The organism is Nocardia sp. NPDC127606 (genome assembly GCF_042671725.1).
GTDB lineage: Bacteria > Actinomycetota > Actinomycetes > Mycobacteriales > Mycobacteriaceae > Nocardia.
Genome location: NZ_JBHXWQ010000004.1, coordinates 1 through 25,812 on the forward strand (window position 1 = coordinate 1; position 25,812 = coordinate 25,812).

The window sequence follows — 25,812 nt, forward strand, 5'->3', positions numbered from 1 at the left end:
CGGCCACGCCGCAAGTCCGCTGGCTGACCTGCGGGTCTTTGGCGGAGACGGAGGGATTTGAACCCCCGATGGTTTTACCCATGCTCGCTTTCAAGGCGAGTGCATTCGGCCGCTCTGCCACGTCTCCCTGGGAAGGATGGTAGCTGACCTGATCCGGCCTTCCGCAAGTCTGGCCGGACCGGGCCGGGTTGCCTCGCGTCGGCGGGAAGTGTGGGCGACATGGGCGCGCGGGGTTCTGGCTACCGGCGGGGTGTGGGGAGAGGATTGGTGTCATGTACGCGATTGAGCTGAACGGGTTCGGCGGGCCGGAGGTCATGGAGTGGACCGTGGCGGTCGATCCGGAGCCGGGGCCCGGCGAAGTGCTGGTGGAAGTTGTTGCGGCGGGGGTCAATAGGGCCGATGTGATGCAGCGGAAGGGGTTCTATCCGCCGCCCGCGGATGCGAGTTCGATCCTCGGGTTGGAGTGTTCGGGGACGATTGCGCGGTTGGGGGCGGGGGTGACGGACTGGCAGGTCGGGGATCGGGTGTGCGCGTTGCTGGCGGGGGGTGGGTACGCGCAGTTCGTGGCGGTGCCGGTGACGCAGCTGCTGCCGATTCCGGAGGGGATGGACGCTGTCGCGGCCGCGGGGTTGCCAGAGGTGGCGGCGACCGTGTGGTCGAACCTGGTGATGACGGCGGGGCTGCGATCAGGGCAGCTGGTGTTGATCCACGGCGGCGGTGGCGGGATCGGGACGCACGCGATCCAGGTGGCGCGCGGGCTCGGGGCGCGGGTCGCGGTGACGGCCGGGTCGGACGCGAAGCTGACCAAGTGCGCCGAGCTGGGGGCGGAGATCCTGATCAACTACCGGACCGACGATTTCGTCGCGGCGGTCGCGGATCAGGGTGGGGCCGACGTGATTCTCGACAACATGGGTGCCAAGTATCTGGAACGGAACGTGGAGGCGCTCGCACCCTATGGGCAGCTGGTGGTGATCGGGATGCAGGGCGGCGTCAGCGGCACGCTGAACCTCGCCGCACTGCTGCGTAAATGGGGCACCGTCGCGGCGACCAACGTGCGCAGCCGACCACGATCGGGGCCGGGGAGCAAAGCCGAGATCATCGCGGCGGTCCACGCACAACTGTGGCCGCAGATAGCCGCGGGCGAGATCGTGCCCGTGATCTCCACCGAGCTGCCGATCACCGAGGCCGCCCGCGCGCACGAGCTGCTCGATGATGCGCAGACCTTCGGCAAGGTGATCCTGCGGGTTCGCGACTAGCGCACGCTATTCGAGGGCGCTGAGGGCGCGGCCGAGCTGGTCGATCTCGTAGCGGGTCGTGTAGGGCGCGAGCCCGATCGTCACCGCACCGCCCTCGTCGTTCACACCCAGCGCGTCGAGTAGTCGACTGCCGCCGTGCACACCGCTGACCGTGCCGATCCTGGCGTCGGCCAGCTTGGCCGCCACCTTCTCCGCCTGCATCCCGGCCATCGTGAAACTGACCGTCGGGATGCGGGTGGAGGCCCGGCCGATCACGGTGAGGTTGTCGACCTTCTCCAGCACCTGCATGAGGTGATCGAAGAGCTGGTCGTGATAGTCCTGCAGCGAGGTGATCGACATCTCGAGGCGTTCGCGGCGAGTGCCGGTGGCGCGTTCGTCGAGTCCGGCGAGGAAGTCGATCGATTCGGTGAGCCCGGCCAGCAGGGCGTACTGATGGCCGCCCACTTCGAGGCGTTCAGCACCCTTGGCATAGGGGTTGAGCGACATCGAGGGGATGCGGTCGAGGAACGCGGGGTCGCGGAAAACCAGCGCACCCACCTGCGGCCCGCCCCACGACGGTGCGCTCAGCGCGACCACGTCGGCATTGAGGTCGTCGATGTCGATCAGCGCGTAGGGCGCGGCGCCGAACGCGTCGGCCACCAGCAGACCGCCCACGTCGTGCACCCGATCCGCCGCCACCCGGACGCCGGGCGCCGAACCCACGATCGGCGATGCGGCGGTGAGCGCGACCAGGCGCGCGGTCGGCCCGATCAGCTCCTCGAACTGCCACGACGGCATCTCACAGGTCTCGATCTCCACCTCGGCCCAGCGCACGTGCGCGCCGTAGCGGTTGGCGATGCGCAGCCACGGGGCGACGTTGGCCTCGTCGTCCAAACGGGAGAGCACGATGCCGGTACCGAGGCCCAGACGCGAGCTCAGCGATTCGGCCAACCAGGCCAGCAGTACAGCGCGATCGGGACCGAGGACGACGCCGGCCGGATCTCCGCCGACCAGATCGGCGACCGCTTCCCTGGCGGCGTCGAGGATCGCGCCGCTGCGCGATGCCGCACCGTGGCGGCCGATGTGGGAAAACGAGGAGGTACGGAAACCCGTTGAGACGGCACGCGATACCGAATCGGGAACCAGCATCCCCGCCTGCGGGTCCAGATGGATCCAGCCGTCGCCCAGGGACGGTATCAGGCCCCGAACCCTCGCGACGTCATAAGTCATGGTGGCCACTTTAAGGGCAGGGGGCCTCCCGGTGTAACCGCGTAGGGGTTTTAGCGCGAAGCCGGCACACACGCAATGATGGGGATATGACGCACTCGGAGGATGTCCCCGAATCCATCGTCGTGATCGGTCCCGACGGCCGTCCACTGACTGTGCCCGCCGACGCCGACAGCGCGTCCGCGTTCACCGCACAGGTCGTGCCCGACGACGAGAAGGCCGCGAGCGAGTCGGCAGAGTCGCTGACCGACATGGTCGAGCAGCCCGCCAAGGTGATGCGCATCGGCACGATGATCAAGCAGCTTCTCGAAGAGGTTCGCGCCGCACCGCTGGACGACGCCAGCCGCTCGCGCCTCAAGGAGATCCACAAGTCCTCGGTCCGCGAGCTCGAACAGGGCCTCGCCCCGGAACTCCGCGAGGAACTCGAACGCCTCACCCTCCCCTTCACCGACGACTCGGTGCCCTCGGACGCGGAACTTCGCATCGCCCAGGCTCAGCTCGTCGGCTGGCTGGAGGGCCTGTTCCACGGCATCCAGACCGCGCTGTTCGCCCAGCAGATGGCCGCCCGCGCCCAGCTGGAGCAGATGCGCCAGGGTGCGCTGCCGCCCGGCATGCACGCGGGGGACGCCAAGGCAGGCGGCCATGTGGGCGGCGGTCAGTACCTGTAAACCCCCGAATCTCTTGTTCGCGGCCCGCCTCGATCTGGACTGAGCGGAGGGTGCGACGAAGGAGTACCCGGAGGGGAGGGAAGATCGAGGCCCCCCGGGGCCGCGACACCCGGCGCCAGCCGGAAAACAACACTGTAAGGTCGGGGACCGTGCCCGCCGCTGCCGCCCGTCCTGATTCGGTCTCCGATCGCAGTGACGCGCGTACCGAAGAGAGCCCCGTGCATTCCGAAGACACCCCCACCGACGCAGAGGTGGCCGAAGCCGCCGCTGCCGAGCACACCACCGACGCCGCGCTGCTGGTGAGGACGCCGATGGTGTCGGATTCGCAGACCTTCGGGCGTGCGTTCAAGGACATGCGCGACGGTCTGCACCAGCGCGAGCTGTGGTTGTCGCTGGGCTGGCAGGACATCAAGCAGCGCTACCGCCGTTCGGTGCTCGGTCCGTTCTGGATCACCATCGCGACCGGTTTGCAGGCGCTGGCGATGGGTCTGCTGTATTCGACGCTGCTGGACCAGCCGATCAGTGAGTACCTGCCGTATGTCACCGTCGGCCTGATCGTGTGGAACGTCATCAGTGCCTCGATTCTCGAGGGCTCCGATGTGTTCATCGCCAACGAGGGACTGATCAAACAGTTGCCCTCGGCGCTGAGCGTGCACGTGTATCGCCTGGTGTGGCGGCAATTCCTGTTCTTCATCCACAATGCGGCGATCTATGCGGTGCTGGTGGTGGCGTTCTCGATCTGGCGTGATCTGGATCTGTCGTTCCTGCTGGTGTTCCCCGCGATCCTGCTGCTGTTCCTCAACGCCATGTGGGTGACGATCGTCTTCGGCATCTTCTCCACCCGCTACCGCGATATCGCCCCGATCCTCGGCTCGATGACGCTGATGCTGTTCGTGCTGACCCCGGTGATGTGGTCGACGAAGGCGCTGGAGAACTCGGTCGGCGGAGCGGGCGACCGTGCCAAGCTCCTCGAGATCATCCCCACCTATCACTACCTGGAGATCGTGCGCGCTCCCCTGCTCGGTGAGCCGTCGGAATGGCATCACTGGGCGATCGTCGGTGCGATCACCGTCGTCGGCTGGGCTGTCGCGATCCTGGCGCTCAAGCAGTATCGTGCCCGCGTCCCGTACTGGGTTTAGGAGCAGTTCTCGATGAGCCGTGTGAGTATCGAAACCCATGACGCGTGGGTCGAGTTCCCGATCTTCGACGCCAAGTCACGGTCGCTGAAGAAGGCGTTCCTCGGCAAGGCGGGCGGCGCGATCGGGCGCAACAGCTCCGATGTGGTGGTGGTCGAGGCGCTGCGCGACATCAACCTCTCGCTCAAGGAAGGCGACCGGGTCGGCCTGGTCGGCCACAACGGCGCGGGCAAGTCGACACTGCTGCGCCTGCTCTCGGGCATCTACGAACCCTCGCGCGGCAGTGCGCGCATCCGCGGTCGGGTGGCTCCGGTGTTCGACCTCGGCGTCGGCATGGATCCGGAGATCTCCGGCTACGAGAACATCATCATCCGCGGCCTGTTCCTCGGGCAGACGCGCAAGCAGATGATGGCCAAGATCGACGAGATCGCCGACTTCACCGAACTCGGTGAGTACCTGTCGATGCCGCTGCGCACCTACTCCACCGGTATGCGGGTGCGGCTGGCGATGGGTGTGGTCACCTCGATCGACCCCGAGATCTTGCTGCTCGACGAGGGCATCGGCGCGGTCGACGCGGAGTTCATGAAGAAGGCCCGCACGCGGCTGCAGTCGCTGGTCGCACGGTCGGGCATCCTGGTGTTCGCCAGCCATTCCAACGAATTCCTCGCCCAGCTCTGCGATACCGCGATGTGGATCGACCACGGTCAGATCCGCGAACAGGGCGGGATCGAGGACGTTGTGCGAGCGTATGAGGGGCCCGAGGCGGGTAATCACGTGGCACAGGTGCTGCGTGATCTGGAAACCGAGGGCGCACTCGGCGCGGCGGGCGAGAAGAAGCTGGAGCAGAATCAGGTATGAGCGGTCAACGTGACGAGGCTGCCCCGGCTGCCGTGCCGGGTGGGTTCAGCATGACCGACCGTCTCGAGGCGACTCCGGCACCCGTCGAGCCTGCCGCCGTGCTGCCCGACGACGCGCTGCCCGCGGTCGTGCTGCCCGATGACGCGGAACTGCCCCCCGGCGCCGAACCTGCCGACATCACGACCGAGACGGGCCCGACCGCGCGGATCATCGCGGTGGTCGTCACGCACAAGCGTCGCGAACTGCTCGCCGAGTCGTTGAAAGTGCTCGCCTCGCAGACCCGTCCGGTCGACCATCTGATCGTCGTCGACAACGCCAACGAGGACGCGGTGGCCGAGCTGGTCGCGCAGCAGCCGATCGAAGCCACCTACCTGGGTTCACGCCACAACCTCGGCGGCGCGGGCGGTTTCGCGCTCGGCATGCTGCACGCACTCACCCAGGGCGCGGACTGGGTGTGGCTGGCCGATGACGACGGCCGCCCCGACGGGCCCGAAGTGCTCGCGACACTGATCGATTGCGCGCGCAGGCACAACCTGGTCGAGGTGTCGCCCGTGGTCTGCGATATCGACGAGCCGGATCGTCTCGCCTTCCCGCTGCGCCGCGGCGTGGTGTGGCGGCGGCTGCGTTCGGAGCTCGGCGACGAGGACTTCCTGCCCGGCATCGCGTCGCTGTTCAACGGCGCGCTGATCTCGGCGAAGGCCGTGGACCTGATCGGCGTGCCCGACCTGCGGCTGTTCGTGCGTGGCGACGAGGTGGAGGTGCACCGCCGCCTGGTCCGCTCCGGGCTGCCGTTCGGCACCTGCTTGCAGACCGCCTACCTGCATCCCAACGGCGCCGAGGAATTCAAGCCGATCCTGGGCGGGCGGATGCACACCCAGTACCCGGACGACCCGGTGAAGCGCTACTTCACCTACCGCAATCGCGGCTACCTGATGTCGCAGCCCGGTATGCGCAAGCTGCTGCCGCAGGAGTGGATCCGCTTCTCCTGGTTCTTCCTGGTGACCCGCCGCGACCCGGCCGGGCTCAAGGAATGGTTCCGGCTGCGGTCGCTGGGCCGCAACGAGCACTTCGGTAAACCCGACTAAGCCCCTGAAACTAGGGGGTAGTTCGCTCTGGCAACAATCGGCCGATCGGTCATACGATGCGAACCGTGACCTTCGCAAAGAGTTTCGCCTCCGCCGCGGCGACCGTGCTCGCCGGCGCCGCGCTCTGTCTCGCCGCACCCGGCACCGCCCAGGCGGACGACACGTGCCAGCTCGGCTGGTCCAATGTCGGCCCGCGCTCCTGCGTGATGAACGAAGTCAGGACCGCGCCGGTAGCGACCCTGGGCAACGGCGTCTGCGTCGGCATCCTGAACGTGGCGGGCACCGCGTTCGACGGACCGCTCAATTCCCCGAGCGTGGCGCCCGGCGCCACCCACAGCATCGCCCTGCGCGTCTCGCAGGGCTTCTCACCACTCGGTAACTGGGCGCCCACCGTGCTGGCGTGCGATGTGAACGTTGTCGTCGACTGGAGGAACGTGGACAGCGGCGCCACCGGCTCGGTGACCCGCTTTGTCCCGGCCACCAGCACCAGCACCTACCCGGTCCAGGACCTGATCGCGAACACCGGCCCCGGTCGAATCCAGGTCACGGTCCGCACCGACAAGCCCAACATCCCCCAGTCGACCGAAGTCTTCGTGCCGTAGACCCGAACGCCTACCTGCGGGACAGCAGGCGTGCCGTCATCGGGCCGCGCACGGAAAATGAGTTGCCGGGTGTCGGCGTGGTCGGGCAAAGTGGTGTTCGAACGTTGGAGAGGAGGTGGATGTCCGTGAGTACACACCTGTGGATTGCCGTGGCCGGGCGGCGCGATTGTGCGCCTGCCCAGGTTGCTCCGGACATCACCTCTACTCGCTGAACCCGTCGTTCGGGTTCGGCACCCGACGAAGGATTCCTTACGATGGTCGACTACGACCTGCTCGTCCCTTACGGCTGGACCGAAGCCGTAGCTTCTGAATATCTGCCGCTGCTCGGCGATCTCGCACCCGCTCGCATCGTGCGGATGGACCGCAGCGAATGCGATGTGGTGACCCCGCGCGGCCCTGCGCGAGCCGCCTGCCCGCGCGACATCACCGGACTGTGCACCGGTGACTGGGTGGGACTCGATGCCGAAGGCACTGTGCGACAACTGCTCCCACGACGCTCGGCGATCATGCGGTCGTCGGTGTCCGGGCGCTCGGTGGCCCAGGTGCTGGCCACCAATGTGGATACCGTGCTGATCTGTTCTGCCGCCGACGGTGATGTCGACCTGGGGCGGATCGAACGGATGCTCGCGCTGGCCTGGGAGAGCAATGCCCAGCCGGTTGTCGTGCTCACCAAAGCTGATGCCGCGGAATATCTTCCGCTCGATGAGGTGCGTGCGGTAGCGCCCGGCGCCACCGTGGTCGCGGTGAGTGCCGCTGTGGCGGTCGGTCTCGATGTGCTCACCGCGGTGCTCAGCGGCACCGTCGCCCTGATCGGGCCGTCCGGTGCGGGCAAGTCCACTCTCGCCAACGCACTGCTCGGCGCGGAAGTGTTCGCCACCAACGCGGTTCGTGCCGTGGACGGTAAAGGCCGCCACACCACCGTGCATCGCGAACTGCGGCCGCTCCCCGGCGGCGGGACGCTCATCGATACCCCGGGACTGCGCGGTATCGGCCTCTATGACGCCGCCGACGGCATCGGCAAGACCTTCAGCGACATCGAATCCCTCGCTGCCGATTGCCGTTTCGCCGACTGCGCCCATGAGACCGAACCCGGCTGCGCGGTCCAGGCCGCCCTCGCCGATGGCACCATCGCCGAACGCAGGCTGACCAGCTATCGCAAGCTGGCCAAGGAGAACGAGTGGATGGCCGCCCGCACCGACAAGCGTCTGGCCGCCGAACGCGAACGAGTCTGGCGCGACATCAGCAAACAGCAGCGGAAGAACTACCGCGAACGCGGCCGCCGCTGAGTCCGAGCCGTTGATCATCAGGCACTCGCGCGAACTACGGCCGAGAGCCGAACCGCGTCAGTGCCTGATGATCTCGCTAGTCCTGTTCGAAGGTGACGTGGGCGCGTTGAGACGCGGTGCCCTCGGCCAAGTCGATCAAGTAGTCGATGGTGCCCGAGTCGGAGCCGAAGTGATTGCCGGCGTAGTAGGAGTAGTTCACCATGAGTCGGCCGTCGTCCACGGCCACCGCGAGCGCGGGCCGGTTCTCCGCTCGTGACCAGCTGTGGTCGATCTCCAGCCCGCCTATCGTGCGCAACTCGCGACCGGACAGGGCCAGCGTCCAGCGGTTCTCCGGGCCGTGACCGAGGTATTCCTCGACATGGATCGTCCGGAATCGCGCGGTGACCACCCGGCCGTCGGGCAGCAGGATGAACGGCACCTCACCCTCGGCGTAGAGGTGGCCGGGCTCGGGATCGTCGTGGAGTTCGGTGTGCCACAGGTCGTCGAGTCGCGGTGCGGGCCAGCCTTTTTCCTCGGCCTCGGCACGCAGCGACAACCAGTGCCCGGCGCGAACCCGCTCGTAGGCGAAGTTGATGACATGGGAGCCGATGTAGCGCTCCACGGTCGTGAACACATCCGGGTCGGCCTGGTTCGGCTCGCTCACCGCTACTCCGGCGGCGCTCGCTACCGCGTGGACGGCGGCGAGCAGGACCGCGCCCGCGCCGGTGCCGCGCGCCGGCTCGGTGATCAGGAATTCCGAGATACGGAGATCGCCCGCCGACCACTTGCTCGGTCGGGACAACTCGTAGCTCGCGAAACCGAGCGGTGTTTCGTCCTCGACGATCAGCAGTGGTGCCGGTCGCCACGCGGAGTAGTCGTTGTGGGTGAGCCGCCGTGTGCGGCGCGCGATGTCGGCCGGACGGTGCACCTCGAAATGCGCGTGCAATTCGGCGTGCAGCCCGGCGGCCGCCTCCGCGTCAGCAGCGGAGGCGGCCCGGACGAAACGGGTCACGGGTCAGTTCGGGTCGATGCCGTACAGCCGCGCCCAGTTCTCCCGGCTCGTGAGTTCCGGTACGGCCCCGCGGTATTCGGCCTGCAACGCCGGGAGTTCCTTACGGAGCTTGCGCAGGGTGCGGTAGGCGCGAACAAGCAGCGCGCGCGCACGCGCCTTGTCGCGGCGACGCACCCGCACGCCGGACTGTGAGGCATCGGTGACGACCACGTGGTCGAACAGGCCGACGTGCCACCAATGCGCGTCCTCACGGGTGACCCCGATGAGGCCGGGCTGCGTGCGGCCGGTCCACTGGGTGATGGCGCGCTTGATCAGCACCAGGGTGACGCGGCTCGGTTCGCCGCTGGCCCGGCGCACGGAGATGTCGGCGGAGTTCACCGGCGGGGTGGCCGCGGGGTGCTTGATCGTCTCGGGGTAGTCGTTGCGAGTGCTGCGGGCGGCGGCCAGCGCGTCGATACCGCCGTCGCGCAACGCCTTCGGGCCCTTCATGAAGTCCTCGATGCCCTGCAAGGTGGTGTGCACCAAGCCGTACTGCATCCCGACGAGGTGCTCGGCGATGTAGCGGAAGAACTCGCGCGTGATCGCCTTGCCGTCGAGATCGGTGTGCAGGGCGCCGACGATCAGCGAGTTACGGGTGGAGAAGTACCGCGCCCAGTCGTCGTAGTCCTTCCAGTAGAAGTCGGCATGCCACACGGCCGCGTTGGGGAGCGTGACGGTGACGAAACCGTGCTCGCGCGCGCGGATGCCGTACTCGACGTCGTCCCACTGGAAGAAGATCGGCACCGGCAGCCCGATCTTGGACACCACCTCGGCCGGGATCAGGCAGGTCCACCAGGCGTTGTAGCCCGCGTCGACCCGGCGCTCCTGGTTCTTCTTGAGCATGGAGGTGTTGCGCAGCGCCTTGGGCACCTTCTGGCCGTGCTTGAGCTCGTGCAGATGCACCTCCTCCGCGCCGACATTGAGGTAGTCGGGGTTGAGCAGGAACAGCATCTGCGCGCCGACCAGGGTCGGTTCGACGGTGAGGTTGGCGAACGCCTGCAGGCGCAGCACGGTCTCGGGCTCGCAGAGGATGTCGTCGTCCATCAGGATGACGTCGGCGTGCTCGTTGGCCGCCGACACCTCGTAGAGGCCGCGGGTGAAGCCGCCCGCGCCGCCGAGGTTGGGCTGGCGGATGTAGCGCAGCTTGTCGCCGAAATCAGGGCGGACCTGCTGGAACAGCGGGCGATCCTCGACCAGGTCGGTGCCCTGGTCGACGACGTACACCGCGTCGATCGCGGCCAGCACGGTCGCGTCCGAGGCCAGCGCGGCGACGGTGTGCGCGCAGTCCTCGGCTCGGTTGAAGGTGCAGATCGCGATGGCGACCGGGCGCACCTTCTCGGGCGCCTGCGCGGTCCAGGCGAGTTCGGTGATCTCGAGTTCGCCCCCGACGGCGTCGAACTCGAGCCACAACGCGCCACCGTCGACGTACTGATCCAGCGGTGCCGTCAGCGAGACGACCCCGCTGCTGGTCGCCACCAGCGAGGCGATGATCCGGCGGTGCCCGGCGATATCGGAGGCGACCAGCCGGACGTTCGCCTTGTTGCCGACCACCAGCTGCGCACCCACCGACACCTCGGTGACGGTGGTCCAGCGCTGCCAGTAGCTGGCCGCGAACCGGCCGAAGTAGGTGTTGGTGTGCGCGGTCGCGCCCTTGGGCAGGTGCAGCGAATGCCGTTCGCGGACGGCGGCACCCCCCTTGACGACGGCGTAGAGGTCGTCGCTCACCCGTGCCGAGGGCCCGGTGAAGATGCCTCGAGCCAGCACGAGCCGCTCGGGCGCTGAATGTTCACCGCGCAACGATGCGGGCGCGGCCTCGCGCCGATCGTTCGATTCGGTCACGGCTTTGGTAGCCGACTGCTCCATGAAGTCCTCGAAATTCTCGGTATCGACTGCGCCGGCGCAGGCAGTCACGTAAAGAAGGGCGTCGCGGCGGGCGGGGCGAGGATATCAATCACACGCCGCCCTCGCGTCGTCAGTGAGGAGTTGCCGTACTCCGCGCGTGTTGCTCATCGCTTGCCGATGAGCCGGTGAAAACGAATTTGCTGTAGGCCCAATAGCGGAATACGACCGCCATGGTCTGCCCGATCACAGTGGCGGAAATGTTGTCCGCCAGCGGTGACGACAGATCGAGCACATATCGGGAAAAGCCGAGGCAGCCGAGTTGCAGGAGGATCGCTACGACATTGACGATCGCGTACAGAAGATATTCCCGAACAGGGCTGTCGGACTTGCGGTGCGAGTAGGTCCACCACTTGTTCCCGAAGTAGGTGACCACCGTGGCCACCACGATCGCGATGATCTTGGCGACCAGCGGCGAGTGATAGAGCACACCTTCGGAGAAGGAGAAACCCCCACCCCAGAACACCAACAGGTTGTAGGTCCCCGCATCGACGAGAAACCCGATCGCCCCCACAACAAGGAACGCCGCACCCTGCCGCAAACCCGCTATCACCTTCGACACGAAGGGAACAGCAGGCGGTTCAACTGATTGCGACACGCCCTGACGGTAGCCAACCACCACCCCGACCCCTAGGGAGGGTCGGCCACGCAGTGGCCGGTTCGCGGCCGGGTCGCCGGTCAGGCGCCGTTGCGTAGGCGACGAAGGAGCAAGCAACGGTGCCTGACCGGCGGCCCCTCAGGGCCGCGGACACGCGGGCGCCAGCCCGCCAATAATGCTGTAGCCTCCCGGTGTCCCACTGCTGCCTAACTCCGAGGATTGACCCGGGTGGACTCCACCGAGCTTCGCATTGCCGCCGTGGTCCCCTGCCACAATGAAGAGGCCGCGGTGGCCAAGGTCGTCACCGACCTCAAAGCCGCTGTGCCGGGGATCGTCGTCTACGTCTACGACAACCTGAGCACCGACCGTACCGCCGAATGCGCCCGTGAGGCCGGGGCGATCGTGCGCTTCGAGAACACCAAGGGCAAGGGCAATGTGGTGCGCCGCGCCTTCGCCGATATCGACGCCGACGTATATCTGATGATCGACGGCGACGACACCTACGAGGCGTCGGCCGCTCCGCTGATGATCAAGACGCTGCTCGAGGGTCCCTACGACCACATCCTCGGTGTGCGCAAGCAGGACGACGCCGACGCCAGCGCCTACCGCAGCGGTCACGAGACCGGCAACAAGGTGCTCAACGGCGTGGTCGGCAAGGTGTTCGGCGAGAACGTCGAAGACATGCTGAGCGGCTTCCGGGTGTTCTCGCGCCGGTTCGTGAAGAGCTTCCCGGCCGTGTCGCGCGAATTCGAGATCGAGACCGAGCTGACCGTGCATTCGCTGCACCTGCGCGTGCCGCAGACCTCGGTGCCGGTCGGTTTCCGTGACCGCCCCGCGGGCAGCGAATCCAAGCTGCGCACCTACCGCGACGGCACCAAGATCCTCGCGCTGATCCTGGGCCTGGCCCGCCACGAACGCCCCGTCGCGTTCTACGGCCTGTTCGGCACCATCGCCTGGCTGGTCTCGGTCATCCTGACCGTGCCGATCGTGATCGACTTCTACAACACTCACCAGGTGGCGCGGTTCCCGACGCTGTTCCTCGCGTTCACGCTGCTGCTGCTCGGCAGCCTCGCCTGGACCGCGGGCCTGATCCTGGACGGCATCCGGCGCTCCCGCCACGAGACGGCGCGGCTGGTCTACCTGCGTTATTCGGCCGCCGGGGTGAGCGAGGACGTCGCGGCCGGAGACCGTCGGTGACCACCTCCACCGCGCCCGAGACGACTGTAGAACCCAGCAAGACCCCCGCGCGTAAAGATCGGGCGTTGGCGCCGATCCGGACTGTGACCCAGCGGTTCGGCGCCGCGACGGTGGCGTTCGCGATGATCGCGACCGTGTTCGGCGCCGTGTTCGCGGTGCTCACGCCCGCGTTCTGGGGCCACGACGAGATCACCCAGTTCGGCCGCGCCTACCAGGTCGCCCACGGCGGAGTGTTCCCTCAGCGCATCGTCGACGATCGCGGTGTGGCCTACGGCGGGCAGATCCCGGTCAGCGTCGACGCGCTGATGGGCTACGCCTTCGAGGACTACAACGACAACCCCGAAGAGCCCGACGCGATGGTGGCCGACCCCGGCGCCTACGACCGGCTCGGCGCGGCCGAGGTCTCCTCGACGACGCGCCAGATGTGGTTCACCAACACCGCGGCCTACTCGCCGGTGCCGTATGTGCCCGCCGCCGTTGGCATTCGGCTGGGCGAGGCGCTCGGCCTCAACGTGGGCGGCATGTATTTGCTGACCCGCTTCGCTGGGCTGGTCGCCTATCTCGCGGTTGTCGGATTCGGGCTCTACGCGCTGCGCGAGCGGCGTAGCCAGTGGCTGGTATTCACCGTCGCGGTGCTGCCGATCGCGCTTTTCCAGGCGGGCACCGTCACCGCGGACACGCTCACCAACGCGCTCGCCATCATGGTGTCGGCGCTGCTGCTGAAAGCGCTGTTCGTCGGCGATCGACTGCATCGGGCGGAAACCGCCGCGTTGCTCGCCGCGACGATCGCGCTGCCGCTGAGCAAACCGACCTATGTGCTGCTGGCGATGCTCGTTGTGGTGGTGCCCGCCGACCGGCTCGGTTTCACCGGAAAACTGAAATTCGTCCCGTGGGTATTCGCGGTGACGGGCGGAGTCCTTTTCCTCGCCTGGACCAAGATCGCGGCGCCCACCGGCGACGGCATGGGCCTGATGCGCCCGCCCCATCAGTGGGGACAGGTGCGACCGGGCGATCAGCTGAAGGGAATCCTCAGCGACCCGGTGCAATTCGTGCACACCTTCGGCGAGAGCATCGCGCTGCGCGACCATCGCTGGTTCAATCAGTTCTTCGGCGAACTCGGTTTCGCGTATGTGGACGTGCCCGCGATTTCGATGCTGGCGTGCCTGCTCGCCTTCGCGGTGAGTTTCGGCATCGTCGACCGGATGAGTACCACCACAGCCACTTTCCGTCGCACGCTGATCGTGGCGCTCACGGTGCTCGCGAGTGTGGCGATGATCTACGTGACGCTGTACATGTCGTTCACGCCGGTCGATTTCTATCTCATCGACGGTGTGCAGGGCCGGTATTTCGTGCCGTTGGCAATCATGGGACTGGCGGTACTGGCGCGTGTGGTGCCGCTGCGACTCACGAATTCCGACGGCGTGATTCCGACCCGTGGGACCGCGATCACCGTCGCCTGTGCGTCGACTTTCGCGCTTGTCGCTACCGCCGCAACGTATTACACCGTCGTCTGGGGATAATTCCCCAGACGACGGTGGGGATTACAGAGTTCTTTCGCCCGCTGCCGCGTAGGCGCGTTCGGTATCGGCCTTTTTCGGTCGCCACCAGTTCTCGTTGTCGCGGTACCAGGCGACGGTGTCGGCCAGGCCTGCGCGGAAGTCCGCGTAGCGCGGTGACCAGCCCAGTTCCTCGCGCAGCAGACTCGCGTCGATGGCGTAGCGCTGGTCGTGGCCGGGGCGGTCGGTCACGTGGTCGAAGTCGGTGGGCTCTCGATCGAACGCCTGCAGAATGAGCTGGACGACCGTGAGGTTGTCGAGTTCGCCCTCGGCGCCGATGAGATAGGTCTGACCGGTGCGGCCGCGCTCGAGAATGTCCCAGACCGCGCGATTGTGGTCGTCGACGTGGATCCAGTCGCGCACCTGATGGCCCGCGCCGTACAGCCGTGGGCGCACGCCGTCGATCAGGTTGGTGATCTGGCGCGGGATGAATTTCTCCACGTGCTGGTACGGGCCGTAATTGTTGGAGCAGTTCGACAGGGTCGCACGGACGCCGAAAGACCTGGTCCAGGCGCGTACCAGCATGTCGCTGCCCGCTTTGGTCGCCGAATACGGGCTCGACGGGTTGTAGGCGGTGGATTCGGTGAAACCCGGCTCGTCGGGGGTGAGGTCGCCGTACACCTCGTCGGTGGAGACGTGGTGGTAGCGCACCTCGTGGCGGCGCACCGCCTGCAGCAGCGAGTAGGTGCCGACGATATTGGTCTGCACGAACGGCCACGGCTCGGCCAGGGAGTTGTCGTTGTGGGATTCGGCCGCGAAATGAACGACCGCGTCCACCCCGCTGACCAGGTTGTCGACCAGATCGAGATCGGCGATATCGCCGTGCACGAATTCGATCCGATCCGCGACCGGATCCAGCGATGCCCGGTTGCCCGCGTAAGTGAGTGCGTCGAGCACGGTCACTTGGACATCCGGGCGCGTGGCCACGGTCTGCTGGACGAAATTCGCACCGATGAACCCGGCCCCGCCGGTTACGAGCACTCGCACTCGGTCAACGATACGTGCATTCCGCGGACGCTCGTGACGAAAGGTGTCACTGTTATGTGTTGCTGGATCGTCTCTGACCTGTGACCCGGTATATATTTACACCGTGATCTATGTCACATTACCTGCAAGTAGGTTAAGACTCAGAGTTGGTTTTCCTGAGAAAAAGCCCGGTCAACGCTCAGGTTTCTAGCACCGCACCAGCATCGGGGTATCCACGGTGAACAAAACTTGAACTAACAGTCACAGCAGGTTCACCTCTGGTTAGCTGCGGGGGCTTTTGATCTACCAGTCCCCTCCGCACGCTCCAAACTTGAGGTTCAACAAAAATGCTGATGAGGAAATTCGCCGCCACGTCGGCGCTGCTGATCGCTGCCATGGGCGTCACCGCCGGCACTGTCAACGCCGCGCCGGCCGAAGAAGCCGCCCCGATCAACTACTCCGCCGAGGTCGTCGACGGTTCCAAGTCCGTCATCACCACCGATGCCGGCTCGCTGGTCGTCGAAGACGGCGCCTTCAAGATCAAGGCTGCCAACGGCACCACCGTCGCCGGCACCCCGCTGTCGTTCCGCCTCGATGACTTCGAGCTGCCGATCGCCGCCGAGATCTCGGGCAACACGGCCGTCCTGACCCCCCAGCTCGACCCGGCCCAGGCCGTCTACAAGCCGGTGGCCCTGCCCTACGAGGACAAGGCTCCCTGGAAGACCGAGTACGAGCGTGAGCAGGCTGCCTGGAGCCGTCTGACCTCCACCATCTCCATGGGCGCCACCATCGGCACCCTGGCCGGCGGCCTCGGTGGCGCGACCATCGGCTGCATCGCGGGTGCCGCGGCCGGCCTGGTCGCCACCGGTGTGCTTCTCGCCCTGTTCGGCGCCGGCCCGATCGCGGGTTGCGTTGTCGGTGCCACCACCATCGGCGCCCTCGGCGTCATCCTGGGCCAGATCTTCGTGACCGCTCCGGTCGCGATCGCTGCTGCGATCCAGTACTTCACCACGATCAACCAGCCCTTCGTCGCTCCGGCCAAGTAATTTCGCCGTAGAACAGAAGGAAAGCGGCCCCCGCCCGGAGAAATCCGGGCGGGGGCCGCTTCTTCGTGTCGGAGGGTGGCTCGGCCGGCCGACCGTGATCATGACCGCCCGAGCCGTTCTCAGGCCGTTCGCGCCCGCTGGGCCGGTTCCACCGCGCCGCGAACGAACTTCGCCACCCGGCCCAGCGCCGAACGGCTCTCCGGCATGCTCGGCAGGATGCTCATGAACGCGTGCACCTGCCCGCGCCACAGCTCCAGGGTGTTGGGCACGCCCGCGGCGGTGAGCCGGTGGGCCATCAGCTCACAGTCGTAGCGCAGCAACTCGTCCTCGGCGGCGATGAGCAGCACCGGCGGCATTCCGGCCAGATCGGCGTTGACCGGCGACAGCGTGGGATCGAGCGGACCTTCTTGCTCGGCGCCGAGGTGGACGACCGCTTCCAGGCCCTTCAGCGGAATGTAGGCGTCCCGGTTCACATTGACGTAGCCCTCTTTGGCCCGGTAGTCCAGATCGAGCAGCGGGCTGAGGCCGACAAGGGCGGCGGGCAGCGGCAGGCCGATCTCGCGCGAGCGGATGGCGGTCGCGAAGGTCAGGAACCCACCCGCCGAGTCACCGGCGAACACGATGCGCGCCGGATCGGCGCCGTGGCGCAGCAGCCAGCGGTAGGCGAGCACACAGTCGTCGATCGAGGTGTCGATCGACTCACCGGGCAGCTGCCGGTATTCGACATTGAGCACGGGCAGCCCGGTGCGCCTGGCCAGTCCGGCCACGATCGCGCGGTGCGTCTGCAATCCGCAGACCGCGAATCCGCCGCCGTGCATGTACAGCACCGCACCGTGGCGCAGCGCGCGGGAGCCGCCCGCGGGCCGCACCATCTCCATCTTGAAGCCCTCGAGCTGGATCTGCTCACGCTCGATGCCGTGCGGTTCGGGCCGCAGCCGCGACAGCAGGTCGACCGCGACGGCGCCGACCGGAATGGTGGCCCGGTTGATGGGCACAGTGCGCAGCAGCGGTCCGATGAGACCGAGGCAGGCGCCCATCAGGACTCGCGAGGAGGTACTGGTCCGGCCGGAGTTGACGATGATGCCCGACTCCGGCCTCTCGGCGGTGCTGATCGGGGCCACGGGCGCGAGCCCGCCCATTACGCCGGTGATCTTTGTGGCTACCATCGCGCACCTACCTCTACAGCTGGCGCGTCGACCCCTGACCAGGCGTAACCCCCCGGAACGGATGTCGGCGCTGACATCTAACACAGTGATGTTTCACACATCGACGCTCACATAATCAGATGAACGTCTTGTCTGTCTCAGTTATCGCCCGACACACCCGGTCACGAAACGTTCGTGACCAATTCGTCGACGTGTCGGAACCTCCCCGACTCCGGGGCGGACGGGACTGGCAGACTTGCCACCTATGCGCGGAATCATCTTGGCGGGCGGCACCGGTTCACGGTTGCACCCGATCACGCGCGGGGTGAGCAAGCAACTCGTCCCGGTCTACGACAAACCCATGGTCTACTACCCGCTGTCCACCCTCATGCTGGCAGGGATCGACGACATTCTGGTGATCACCACGCCGGAGGACGCCGACGCGTTTTCCCGGCTGCTGGGCGACGGCAGTCAGTTCGGCGTCGCGATCAGCTATGTGGTGCAGCCCGAACCCGACGGCCTCGCGAGCGCCTTCGTCCTCGGGGCCGATCACATCGGCAACGAACCGGCGGCGCTGGTCCTCGGCGACAACATCTTCCACGGGCCCGGCCTCGGCGCCAGCCTGGAACGCTTCCACGACATCGACGGCGGCGCGGTGTTCGCCTACTGGGTGAAGGACCCGACCGCCTACGGCGTGGTGGAGTTCGATCAGGGCCGCGCGGTCTCCATCGAGGAGAAGCCGAAGGTCCCGCGCTCGAACTACGCCATCCCCGGCCTCTACTTCTACGACAACGACGTGGTCGAGATCGCCCGCGAGCTGAAGCCCTCGGCGCGCGGGGAGTACGAGATCACCGACATCAACCGCGCCTACCTCGAGCAGAACCGGCTCAGTGTCGACGTGCTCGCCCGGGGCACCGCCTGGCTCGACACCGGCACCTTCGATTCCCTGCTCGACGCGGCCAATTACGTGCGCACGATCGAGGAGCGGCAGGGCCTCAAGATCGGCGTGCCGGAGGAAGTGGCCTGGCGACGCGGCCTGATCTCCGACGAGCAGCTGTGCAAGCTCGCCGAACCGATGGTGCGTTCCGGCTACGGCCGCTACCTGCTGGATCTGATCGACCGCGGAAAAGACTGGTAGCGCATGGAATTTCGTGAACTGGCGATCCCCGGCGCCTGGGTGGTGACGCCGCGTCTGCTCGGCGACGACCGGGGCATGTTCTGCGAGTCGTTCAAGGCCTCGGAGTTCGAGAAGGCCACCGGGCGCCCGTTCGAGCTGCACCAGGTGAACACCTCGGTCTCGGCGGCCGGGGTGCTGCGTGGCATCCACTACACCGATAATCCGCCCGGTCAGGCCAAGTATGTGACCTGTGTGCGCGGCGCGTTCCTGGACGTGGTGGTCGACCTGCGGCCGGGCTCGCCGACCTATGGCCGGTGGGACAGTGTGCTGCTCGATGACGTATCGCGGCGCTCGGTGTTCCTGTCCGAGGGTCTCGGCCACGCCATCCTCTCACTGGAGAACCGCTCGACGGTGACCTACCTGTGCTCGCTCGAGTACTCCCCCGAATTCGACAGGGACCTGGACGCTTTCGATCCGCGCCTCGGCATCGAATGGCCGACCGAGGGCCGCGACGGTCGCCCGCTGACCTACGTTCGCTCGGCGAAAGACGAAGCAGCGCCGAAGTTTTCCGCCTGATTCACGTGAAACCACGAACGGCACCACCTGTCAGAGGTGGTGCCGTTCGGCGTTCTCCGATCAGGCGACCGGTTCGAGAACCTTCGCCTCGACGACCGGTGCGTCCTGGGCAGGCTTGCGGAACCTGGGCAGGAAGACCGTCAGTGCGACCAGCGCGCCGACGATGGTGACGCCCGCCGCGAACTCGAGGCCCGGCCGGTAGGTGTCGAGCATCTGCTGCGGAGTGGCACTCGTTCCGTGCCCGCCGGAGGTGACGATGGCGGTGGTCACCGCGAGCACGATGGCGGCGCCGACCTGCATGGAGGTCTGCAGCACGCCTGCGGCCAGACCCTGCTCGTCGTCGTCGATGCCGCTGGTGGCCTGCACATTGATCGCCGGGAAACCGACCCAGCCGATGCCGATCAGCAGGATCGCGGGCAGCAGCACGGTGAAGTAGCCCGGTGCCGTGTCGATCCGCAGGAACAGCAGGTAGCCGATCGCCATCACGCTCATGGTGACCGCGATGACCGGTCCGGTGCCGAAACGGTCGATCAGCTTCTCGGAGAAGAACGCCGACCCGACGACCAGGATGCCCACCGGCAACAGGGCCATCGCCAGCTTCAGCGCCGACCATTCCAGGGTGTCCTGCATGTACAGGGTCACGATGAACTGCCAGGAGAAGTAGGAACCGGCGACCGCGATGATGGCCAGGCTGGCCCGCACGAGCGAGGCCTTGCGCAGGATGCCGAGGCGGACCAGCGGGTGCTTCACGCGCTGTTCGGTGACGACGAACGCGGCGAACAGGGCGATCACGGCGAGGAACGAACCGATGGTGCGGGCCGAGGCCCAACCGACTTCCGGCGCGGTGACCACGGTGTAGACCAGCAACAACATGCCTGCCGTCGACAAGAGCGCACCGAGTAGATCGTGTCCGCCTTCTTCGGCCTTACCGTCCTTGGGCACCAGCACGAACGCGGCGGCCAGGGCGGCGACGGCGATCGGGACGGGCAGCAGGAAGGTCCAGCGCCAGCCGACGCCGGTCATCAGGCCGCCGAACAGCAGACCCATGGAGTAGCCGCCCGCACCGAAGACGGTGTAGATCGACAGCGCCTTGTTGCGCGCTTTTCCTTCGGCGAACGTGGTGGTGATGATCGACAGACCGGTCGGCGCGGTGAACGCGGCGGCCAGGCCCTTGATGAAGCGGGTGGCGATCAGCAGCGCGGGGTCGCTCACCAGACCACCGACGAGCGATGCGACAGCGAACACCGCGAGGGCGATGAGGAAGACCTTGCGGCGGCCGAGCAGGTCGGCGGTGCGTCCGCCCAGCAGCAGCAGGCCGCCGTAGCCGAGGATGTAGCCGCTGACGAGCCACTGCAGGGTGGAGGTGGACAGATCGAGTTCCGCGCCGATGGACGGCAGCGCGACGCCGATCATCGAGACGTCGAGCCCGTCGAGGAAAAGGACGATGCACAGAGTGATCAGCATTCCCCAGAGGCGGAGGGGCCACCTGGTGGGATCGGTCGCCTGATCTGCGGCCGAGAGCGTTGCTGGCGAAGTCATGCGGAGGACATTACATGCGTGTGCATTAATTGCCAACACATAAAATGCCGTTGCATGAACATGCGCCAACCACTAAGATGGGGCCATGAATCCGGCCGTAACGTCAGCTCGGCGCCCTGAAGCGCCCACCGAGCTGGTCGGTCAGTGGCGTGAACTACTCGGCAGGCATGCCGCCGTGAGTTGCGCCCTGGAGAAGGCGCTCCAAAGGGACCACGAGATCGGCCTCAGCGAATTCGAAACGCTGGACCGACTGGTCGACGCGGCGTGTCAGAAGTACCGCATGACGGAGCTGGCGCAGGACATCTACCTGAGCCAGAGCGCGCTGTCGCGCGCCGTGGCCAGGCTGGAACGCGACGGCCTGGTCGAACGGAGCATGTGCGATCTCGACCGTCGCGCCATCTTCGTCCAACTCACCGACAAGGGCAGGGAGGTCTACGACCGCGCCCTGCCCACCCACCGTTCGGTGCTCGCCGGTTCGTGGGACAGCCCTACAGCGTGCCCGTAGCCGCCGCGGTGATATCGGTGAAAGCACGCCGGTAGCGGTCGCATTCGGCCGGCTTGTCCAGATAGGTGCTGCCGGCGAAGGTCTCCACGTAGACCACCGGCGGCTCCGGTCGATCCACCGAATCGTCGACCCCGAAGTCCAGGATCACGAACCGGCCCGATTCGAGACCGGCGTGGTAGCCGGAATCGCCGGGAACCACCTGGATACGCACCGTTTCGCGCTCGGCCAGCTCCCGTAATCGCGCGAGCTGGCCCGCGCGGACGCGGTCGTCGCCGATGACACGGGTGAGCACCGACTCGGCCAGCACCACGTCCAGTCGCAACGGGGCGTCGGCCCTGGTGACCAGCGCCTGCCTGGCCGCCAAGACCCGCAGCCTGCGCTCGAGCTCCGCCTCGGTGAGCCCGGGAATCGTCTGCTCGAGCAGCGCTTTCGCGTAGTCCTCGGTCTGCAACAGGGCAGGGACCAAGCCGTCCTCGTAGAGCGCGAGCCCCGACGCGGCTTCCTCGAGGCCGATGTAGACCTCGAATCCCTCCGCGATCACGTCGCCATAGCTCGTCCACCAACCCCTGGCTTTGGTTTCGCGAGCCAAGGCGGCCAGCGGTTCGACCAGATCGGCCGGCGCGCCGTACACCTTGCACATGGCCTCGACGTCGAGGCTGCGCAACGATGTCTGCCCCGTTTCGATCCGCCAGATCTTCGCTTCCGACCACTCCAGTTGCGCCGCCGCGGTTCTCGTAGTCATCCGCGCACGATTGCGCAGGTCACGTAAGTGCCTGCCCAACTGCCTGCGCGGCATCGTGGAACCGGTGACGCCCTGTGGTGAAGCCATACTTCCCCCCTGTATCCGAACTCCGGCCTCCGGACAGAACCTTCGGAGACCGCCCTACGCAGCCGACATATTCGGATCTGCGTACGGATTGTTTCACAATGAATCGGACACCGCGCAAGACCTATTTTTTCTTGCGGAACCGCCAGAACTGCACCGCACGAACATCTTCGGAGAGCTGACTCACCGGCTCGGCGACATCGGACAGCGCCTGGAACAGGCCATCGGCCAGGTCACTGATGTGCTCGACGCGGCCTGCCAGCCGGGCGGCGTTGTCGGCGAATTCGAGCATCAGGCGGACCGAGGCCGCGATGGTGAGCCCCAACGGGATCGACACCAGCGCGGCCAGCACCCCCAGCACCGCGGAGGCCTTCCACATCAGCACGGTGAAGGCGATCGGCAGACCGATGCCGAAGGACGCGACGCCCAACACATAGGCCAGCGGCAGCAATGTCCTGGTCGCGGGCCTGCGGAACTGCACATCCAGCAGGGAACGGGCGGCTTCGGCGGCCCACTGTTTGGCGGAACCGGTACTGCGGAACGGTTCTTCGAACCCCGCGTCACGCGCCAGATCGGCTTCGTAGGAGACTTCACCGGCACGATCGGGCCGCTTGCCACCGGCCTCTTTCCAAGAGAGCCAACGGGATTCGGCGTCGAACTCCTCGACATCCTCGTCGTTCGACTCGGGAGTGCCAGGCGCTTCGGTCATACACCGAATCCTGCCCGCTTTCGACCCCCACGCCAACCTGTGCGGCACGTTACCTGCGATAGCGAAGGTTACCGGACTGAGACGAAGCAGACACTCACGAATATTTTTCGGTAACGGCGTAACGAGTCGGCCACCTCCCGCCGATACGCCCATGAACGCAGGAACAGAGCTCTTCGGGGAATGGAGAACACAGTGCGCACGACGTTTCCGACCACCACTACGGCCGCCGACAAAGGTGCCGCCGCGCAGGAGTACGCCGCGCGTGGATGGACGGTTGCCGAAACAACCAACGGCCTCTGCTTGATCACCGACGACGAGGTCTCGGCCATCGAGATCACCGGTGAGATCGCGGGCGACGTTCGCCGATTCCTGCGGGCCAACAACCTGTCCGGCCCCGTGATCGAGATCCCGGGCCAGGAGCGTCGCGAGATCCACCTGGTCACCGGTGTCCGCAAGGCCGCCATGGCGATCGAGGCCATGCGTGAAGCCGGCGTCATCGTGCACACCGACGGTGCCAGCATCCCGCTGCCGCCCACCCAGCTCGCCGCGGGCAGCGCCTCCTGGGGCGTCGCCCCCACCGAGGCTCGCTGGATCCCGCCGGTCGTCGCCCTCGGTGCGGCCGTGCGCTCGGCGATGGCGCGCAGGCAGTCCGGCAAGCAGACCGGCAAGCGCACGGCGCTGACCCTGGCCAGCTGACCTGAACCAGCCCGAACCCGCGATCCGCGACGCCTCCCCGACGTCGCAGCTCGCGGGTTTTCGGCGTTTCCGGCCATCGCCTGCCCCGGTGGGCGTAAGCATGAGATATGGCTCCACGTTCGCTACTGCGTACCTGTCCGCTGTGTGAGGCCGTGTGCGGTCTCACGGTCACCCTCGACGACGCCGACCAGGTGCTGTCAGTACGCGGCGACCGCGACGACCCGTTCAGCAAGGGCTTCCTGTGCCCGAAGGGCGCCAGCTTCGGCAAACTCGACAGCGATCCCGATCTCGTCACCACCCCGCTGATCCGCGACGGTGACGGGTTCCGCGCCGCCGGCTGGGACGAGGCGTTCGACCTGATCGCTGCCGCGTTCGCCGAGATCCCCCAGGGCTCGTCCGCGGTGTACCTGGGCAATCCCAACGCGCACACCGTCGCGGGCGCGCTCTATCTGCCCGTGCTGATCCGCGCGCTGAGCACCCGCCACATCTACACCGCGAGCTCGGCCGATCAGATGCCCAAACAGGTCGCGGCCGGACTCATGTTCGGCGACCCGCTGACGGTGCCGGTCCCCGACCTCGACCGCACCGACTTCCTGCTGATGCTCGGCGCCAATCCGCTCGAATCCAACGGGTCGCTGTGCACCGCGCCCGACTTCCCCGGCCGGTTGAAGGCGTTGCGGGCCCGCGGGGGCAAGCTGGTGGTGGTCGATCCGCGCGAGACCAGAACCGCGGCACTCGCCGATCAGCACCTGTTCATCCGGCCGGGTTCGGACGCGTATCTGCTGTTCGGGGTCGTGCACACACTGTTCGACGAGGGTTTGACCGATGTGCGCGTCGAGGTGGCCGGGCTCGACGAACTGCGCGCGGCCGCCCTCGACTTCCCACCGGAAGCGGTGGCCGAGCGCACCGGCATCCCCGCCGACACCATCCGCGCGCTGGCCCGCGAACTCGCGGCCGCGCCCACCTCGGCCGTCTACGCGCGGATCGGTACGTGTACCGCCGAGTTCGGCACGCTCACCCAATGGCTGGTCGACGCCGTCAACACCCTCACCGGCAACCTGGACTCCCCCGGCGGCGCGATGTTCGCCGATGCCGCGGCGGGCGGGGTGCAGCGCAGCAGGCCGTTCCGGCTCGGCCGCTGGACCAGCCGGGTCCGCGAGCTGCCGGAGGCCATGGGCGAACTGCCCGTGGCCACCCTCGCCGACGAGATCGAGACGCCGGGTGAGGGGCAGATCAAGGCGCTGGTGACGGTGGCGGGCAACCCCGTGCTGTCCGCGCCGAGCGGTGCGCGACTCGATCGTGGCCTGGCCGGGCTGGACTTCATGGTCAGCGTGGATCGCTACGTCAACGAGACGACGAGACACGCGAACGTGATCCTGCCGCCGCCGCGTTCGGTGCAGTCACCGCACTTCGATTTCGCGCTGCTGCAGTTCGCGGTGCGCAATTACGCGCGCTACTCGCCGCCGCTGGTTCCGCTGGGCGATCGACCCTCGGAATCGGCCGTGGTGGCCCGGCTCGCGGCCGCGGTGAGTGGTCAGCCGCATGCCGGAACGGGCGCGGCCAGTCCGATCGCGATGGTCGACGAACTCGTGATCGCGGGCACCCTGCACAAGGCCGAGATGAGCGAGCGCCGTGACGAGCTGACCGGCGCGGACACCACCGAACAGCGCCTCGACCTGATGCTCAAGCTCGGCCCGTACGGCGCGTGGAACGGAGGCGAGCTGAGCCTGAAGACCCTCCTGGACAACCCGCACGGCATCGACCTCGGCCCACTGCGCCCGCGCCTGCCCGGTGTCCTGCGCACCGCGTCGAAGATGGTCGAGCTGGCACCGCCGCAACTGCTCGCGGACGTGGAGCGTCTGCGCGCCGGACTGGCGAGCACCGCGCCCGCGATGGTGCTGATCGGACGACGTCAGCTGCGCTCCAACAACAGCTGGATGCACAACATCGCGGGCCTGGTCGGCGGCTCCAACCGCTGCACTCTCCAGGTCCACCCCGACGACGCGACCCGCCTCGGCCTCGGCGAACAGGCCGAGATCACCTCGGCGGCGGGCTCGTTGACGGTGCAGGTCGAGCTCACGCCGACGATCATGCGCGGCGTGGTGAGCCTGCCGCACGGCTGGGGCCACGGCGCGAGCACCACCCAGTCGGTCGCGCTGGCGCACGCCGGGGTGAACGCCAATGTGCTGACCGATGATTCGGTGGTCGACGTGGTGTCGGGAACCGCCGTGTTCAACGGGGTACCGGTGACGGTAGGTCCGGCCTGATCAGTCCTGATCCGGAAACCGTTGCGCAAACTCGGCTTTCATC

Annotated in this window: 24 protein-coding genes and 1 tRNA gene; 15 read left to right on the forward strand and 10 right to left on the reverse strand. The window is 67.0% G+C overall.

Features of this window, described 5'->3' with window-relative positions:
• Window positions 1–39: 39 nt before the first annotated feature.
• Window positions 40–127, reverse strand: a tRNA-Ser gene (locus ACFVJ5_RS19715).
• A gap of 145 nt (window positions 128–272) precedes the next feature.
• On the opposite strand from ACFVJ5_RS19715, the gene ACFVJ5_RS19720 reads away from it, so the two are divergent.
• Window positions 273–1,256 carry an NAD(P)H-quinone oxidoreductase gene (locus ACFVJ5_RS19720; RefSeq protein WP_379221957.1) on the forward strand — a complete coding sequence of 328 codons (984 nt, stop codon included), beginning with the start codon at window positions 273–275 and terminating at the stop codon, window positions 1,254–1,256.
• Window positions 1,257–1,262: 6 nt separating this feature from the next.
• On the opposite strand, the gene ACFVJ5_RS19725 is transcribed toward ACFVJ5_RS19720, so the two are convergent.
• On the reverse strand, window positions 1,263–2,465 hold the full coding sequence (locus ACFVJ5_RS19725) for a cysteine desulfurase-like protein (RefSeq protein WP_101468303.1): 1,203 nt from the start codon (window positions 2,463–2,465) through the stop codon (window positions 1,263–1,265).
• Between the two features lie 86 nt (window positions 2,466–2,551).
• Between ACFVJ5_RS19725 and ACFVJ5_RS19730 the strand changes: the two genes are divergently transcribed.
• The 6 genes from ACFVJ5_RS19730 (at window position 2,552) to rsgA (ending at window position 8,097) form a co-directional block, all read left to right on the forward strand.
• Window positions 2,552–3,130, forward strand: a complete 579-nt coding sequence (locus ACFVJ5_RS19730; RefSeq protein WP_379221959.1) for a bacterial proteasome activator family protein — start codon at window positions 2,552–2,554, stop codon at window positions 3,128–3,130.
• Between the two features lie 311 nt (window positions 3,131–3,441).
• Window positions 3,442–4,269, forward strand: coding sequence for an ABC transporter permease (locus ACFVJ5_RS19735; protein WP_379222657.1), 828 nt, complete (start codon window positions 3,442–3,444; stop codon window positions 4,267–4,269).
• A 12-nt stretch (window positions 4,270–4,281) separates the two neighbouring features.
• Window positions 4,282–5,124, forward strand: coding sequence for an ABC transporter ATP-binding protein (locus ACFVJ5_RS19740; RefSeq protein ID WP_378638478.1), 843 nt, complete (start codon window positions 4,282–4,284; stop codon window positions 5,122–5,124).
• The gene (locus ACFVJ5_RS19745; protein WP_379221961.1) at window positions 5,121–6,209 is read left to right on the forward strand and encodes a glycosyltransferase; all 1,089 of its coding nucleotides are present in this window, start codon (window positions 5,121–5,123) and stop codon (window positions 6,207–6,209) included. Before ACFVJ5_RS19740 ends, ACFVJ5_RS19745 begins: the two co-directional genes overlap by 4 nt.
• Before the next feature lie 65 nt (window positions 6,210–6,274).
• Window positions 6,275–6,811: a hypothetical protein gene (locus ACFVJ5_RS19750; RefSeq protein WP_379221963.1), complete on the forward strand. Its 537-nt coding sequence runs from the start codon at window positions 6,275–6,277 to the stop codon at window positions 6,809–6,811.
• Window positions 6,812–7,065: 254 nt separating this feature from the next.
• A complete protein-coding gene (gene rsgA / locus ACFVJ5_RS19755) occupies window positions 7,066–8,097 on the forward strand; it encodes a ribosome small subunit-dependent GTPase A (RefSeq protein WP_379221965.1) in 1,032 nt (343 codons plus the stop codon).
• 76 nt (window positions 8,098–8,173) lie between these two features.
• Here the strand turns inward: rsgA and ACFVJ5_RS19760 are convergent, their stop codons facing one another.
• From ACFVJ5_RS19760 to ACFVJ5_RS19770, 3 genes are all read right to left on the reverse strand, one after another.
• Window positions 8,174–9,088: a hypothetical protein gene (locus ACFVJ5_RS19760; protein ID WP_379221967.1), complete on the reverse strand. Its 915-nt coding sequence runs from the start codon at window positions 9,086–9,088 to the stop codon at window positions 8,174–8,176.
• A 3-nt stretch (window positions 9,089–9,091) separates the two neighbouring features.
• A complete protein-coding gene (locus tag ACFVJ5_RS19765; protein WP_379221968.1) occupies window positions 9,092–10,990 on the reverse strand; it encodes a glycosyltransferase in 1,899 nt (632 codons plus the stop codon).
• Between the two features lie 109 nt (window positions 10,991–11,099).
• Window positions 11,100–11,648, reverse strand: a complete 549-nt coding sequence (locus tag ACFVJ5_RS19770) for a GtrA family protein (protein WP_379221970.1) — start codon at window positions 11,646–11,648, stop codon at window positions 11,100–11,102.
• Window positions 11,649–11,852: 204 nt separating this feature from the next.
• Here ACFVJ5_RS19770 and ACFVJ5_RS19775 point away from each other — a divergent pair, with 204 nt between their 5' ends.
• Both ACFVJ5_RS19775 and ACFVJ5_RS19780 read left to right on the forward strand, forming a co-directional pair.
• Entirely contained in the window at window positions 11,853–12,821 is a 969-nt protein-coding gene (locus tag ACFVJ5_RS19775; protein ID WP_378638091.1) for a glycosyltransferase family 2 protein, read from the forward strand.
• Window positions 12,818–14,341, forward strand: a complete 1,524-nt coding sequence (locus ACFVJ5_RS19780; RefSeq protein WP_379221972.1) for a DUF2142 domain-containing protein — start codon at window positions 12,818–12,820, stop codon at window positions 14,339–14,341. The genes ACFVJ5_RS19775 and ACFVJ5_RS19780 overlap by 4 nt, the downstream gene beginning before the upstream one ends.
• Window positions 14,342–14,362: 21 nt before the next feature.
• On the opposite strand, the gene rfbB is transcribed toward ACFVJ5_RS19780, so the two are convergent.
• Window positions 14,363–15,364, reverse strand: a complete 1,002-nt coding sequence (rfbB, locus tag ACFVJ5_RS19785) for a dTDP-glucose 4,6-dehydratase (protein WP_379221974.1) — start codon at window positions 15,362–15,364, stop codon at window positions 14,363–14,365.
• Window positions 15,365–15,690: 326 nt separating this feature from the next.
• Here rfbB and ACFVJ5_RS19790 point away from each other — a divergent pair, with 326 nt between their 5' ends.
• A complete protein-coding gene (locus ACFVJ5_RS19790; protein ID WP_379221976.1) occupies window positions 15,691–16,389 on the forward strand; it encodes a hypothetical protein in 699 nt (232 codons plus the stop codon).
• A 119-nt stretch (window positions 16,390–16,508) separates the two neighbouring features.
• Here the strand turns inward: ACFVJ5_RS19790 and ACFVJ5_RS19795 are convergent, their stop codons facing one another.
• Window positions 16,509–17,555: an alpha/beta hydrolase gene (locus ACFVJ5_RS19795; protein WP_379221978.1), complete on the reverse strand. Its 1,047-nt coding sequence runs from the start codon at window positions 17,553–17,555 to the stop codon at window positions 16,509–16,511.
• Window positions 17,556–17,799: 244 nt separating this feature from the next.
• On the opposite strand from ACFVJ5_RS19795, the gene rfbA reads away from it, so the two are divergent.
• Window positions 17,800–18,672: a glucose-1-phosphate thymidylyltransferase RfbA gene (rfbA, locus tag ACFVJ5_RS19800; protein WP_378638078.1), complete on the forward strand. Its 873-nt coding sequence runs from the start codon at window positions 17,800–17,802 to the stop codon at window positions 18,670–18,672.
• A gap of 3 nt (window positions 18,673–18,675) precedes the next feature.
• A complete protein-coding gene (locus tag ACFVJ5_RS19805) occupies window positions 18,676–19,227 on the forward strand; it encodes a dTDP-4-dehydrorhamnose 3,5-epimerase family protein (protein ID WP_379221980.1) in 552 nt (183 codons plus the stop codon).
• 60 nt (window positions 19,228–19,287) lie between these two features.
• On the opposite strand, the gene ACFVJ5_RS19810 is transcribed toward ACFVJ5_RS19805, so the two are convergent.
• Window positions 19,288–20,766, reverse strand: coding sequence for an MFS transporter (locus ACFVJ5_RS19810; protein WP_379221982.1), 1,479 nt, complete (start codon window positions 20,764–20,766; stop codon window positions 19,288–19,290).
• 85 nt (window positions 20,767–20,851) lie between these two features.
• Between ACFVJ5_RS19810 and ACFVJ5_RS19815 the strand changes: the two genes are divergently transcribed.
• Window positions 20,852–21,271 (forward strand): MarR family winged helix-turn-helix transcriptional regulator, encoded by a 420-nt coding sequence (locus tag ACFVJ5_RS19815; RefSeq protein WP_379221984.1) that lies wholly within the window; start codon window positions 20,852–20,854, stop codon window positions 21,269–21,271.
• Here the strand turns inward: ACFVJ5_RS19815 and ACFVJ5_RS19820 are convergent.
• On the reverse strand, window positions 21,255–22,100 hold the full coding sequence (locus ACFVJ5_RS19820; protein ID WP_379221986.1) for a helix-turn-helix domain-containing protein: 846 nt from the start codon (window positions 22,098–22,100) through the stop codon (window positions 21,255–21,257). The genes ACFVJ5_RS19815 and ACFVJ5_RS19820 overlap by 17 nt on opposite strands.
• Before the next feature lie 121 nt (window positions 22,101–22,221).
• The gene (locus ACFVJ5_RS19825) at window positions 22,222–22,806 is read right to left on the reverse strand and encodes a DUF4282 domain-containing protein (RefSeq protein WP_378638068.1); all 585 of its coding nucleotides are present in this window, start codon (window positions 22,804–22,806) and stop codon (window positions 22,222–22,224) included.
• A gap of 192 nt (window positions 22,807–22,998) precedes the next feature.
• On the opposite strand from ACFVJ5_RS19825, the gene ACFVJ5_RS19830 reads away from it, so the two are divergent.
• A complete protein-coding gene (locus ACFVJ5_RS19830) occupies window positions 22,999–23,502 on the forward strand; it encodes a hypothetical protein (protein ID WP_379221988.1) in 504 nt (167 codons plus the stop codon).
• Between the two features lie 107 nt (window positions 23,503–23,609).
• On the forward strand, window positions 23,610–25,769 hold the full coding sequence (locus tag ACFVJ5_RS19835) for a molybdopterin oxidoreductase family protein (RefSeq protein WP_379221990.1): 2,160 nt from the start codon (window positions 23,610–23,612) through the stop codon (window positions 25,767–25,769).
• The last annotated feature ends 43 nt before the right edge of the window (window positions 25,770–25,812 follow it).

Bases quoted from the DNA above. Each gene is read 5' to 3' on its own strand.
- ACFVJ5_RS19795 (WP_379221978.1), bottom strand. From the start codon at position 17,555: ATGGTAGCCACAAAGATCACCGGCGTAATGGGCGGGCTCGCGCCCGTG.
- ACFVJ5_RS19805 (WP_379221980.1), top strand. From the start codon at position 18,676: ATGGAATTTCGTGAACTGGCGATCCCCGGCGCCTGGGTGGTGACGCCG.
- ACFVJ5_RS19825 (WP_378638068.1), bottom strand. From the start codon at position 22,806: ATGACCGAAGCGCCTGGCACTCCCGAGTCGAACGACGAGGATGTCGAG.
- ACFVJ5_RS19835 (WP_379221990.1), top strand. From the start codon at position 23,610: ATGGCTCCACGTTCGCTACTGCGTACCTGTCCGCTGTGTGAGGCCGTG.
- rsgA (WP_379221965.1), top strand. From the start codon at position 7,066: ATGGTCGACTACGACCTGCTCGTCCCTTACGGCTGGACCGAAGCCGTA.
- ACFVJ5_RS19740 (WP_378638478.1), top strand. From the start codon at position 4,282: ATGAGCCGTGTGAGTATCGAAACCCATGACGCGTGGGTCGAGTTCCCG.
- ACFVJ5_RS19735 (WP_379222657.1), top strand. From the start codon at position 3,442: ATGGTGTCGGATTCGCAGACCTTCGGGCGTGCGTTCAAGGACATGCGC.
- ACFVJ5_RS19820 (WP_379221986.1), bottom strand. From the start codon at position 22,100: ATGGCTTCACCACAGGGCGTCACCGGTTCCACGATGCCGCGCAGGCAG.
- ACFVJ5_RS19730 (WP_379221959.1), top strand. From the start codon at position 2,552: ATGACGCACTCGGAGGATGTCCCCGAATCCATCGTCGTGATCGGTCCC.
- ACFVJ5_RS19810 (WP_379221982.1), bottom strand. From the start codon at position 20,766: ATGACTTCGCCAGCAACGCTCTCGGCCGCAGATCAGGCGACCGATCCC.
- ACFVJ5_RS19790 (WP_379221976.1), top strand. From the start codon at position 15,691: ATGCTGATGAGGAAATTCGCCGCCACGTCGGCGCTGCTGATCGCTGCC.
- ACFVJ5_RS19720 (WP_379221957.1), top strand. From the start codon at position 273: ATGTACGCGATTGAGCTGAACGGGTTCGGCGGGCCGGAGGTCATGGAG.
- ACFVJ5_RS19765 (WP_379221968.1), bottom strand. From the start codon at position 10,990: ATGGAGCAGTCGGCTACCAAAGCCGTGACCGAATCGAACGATCGGCGC.
- ACFVJ5_RS19725 (WP_101468303.1), bottom strand. From the start codon at position 2,465: ATGACTTATGACGTCGCGAGGGTTCGGGGCCTGATACCGTCCCTGGGC.
- ACFVJ5_RS19815 (WP_379221984.1), top strand. From the start codon at position 20,852: ATGAATCCGGCCGTAACGTCAGCTCGGCGCCCTGAAGCGCCCACCGAG.
- ACFVJ5_RS19745 (WP_379221961.1), top strand. From the start codon at position 5,121: ATGAGCGGTCAACGTGACGAGGCTGCCCCGGCTGCCGTGCCGGGTGGG.
- rfbA (WP_378638078.1), top strand. From the start codon at position 17,800: ATGCGCGGAATCATCTTGGCGGGCGGCACCGGTTCACGGTTGCACCCG.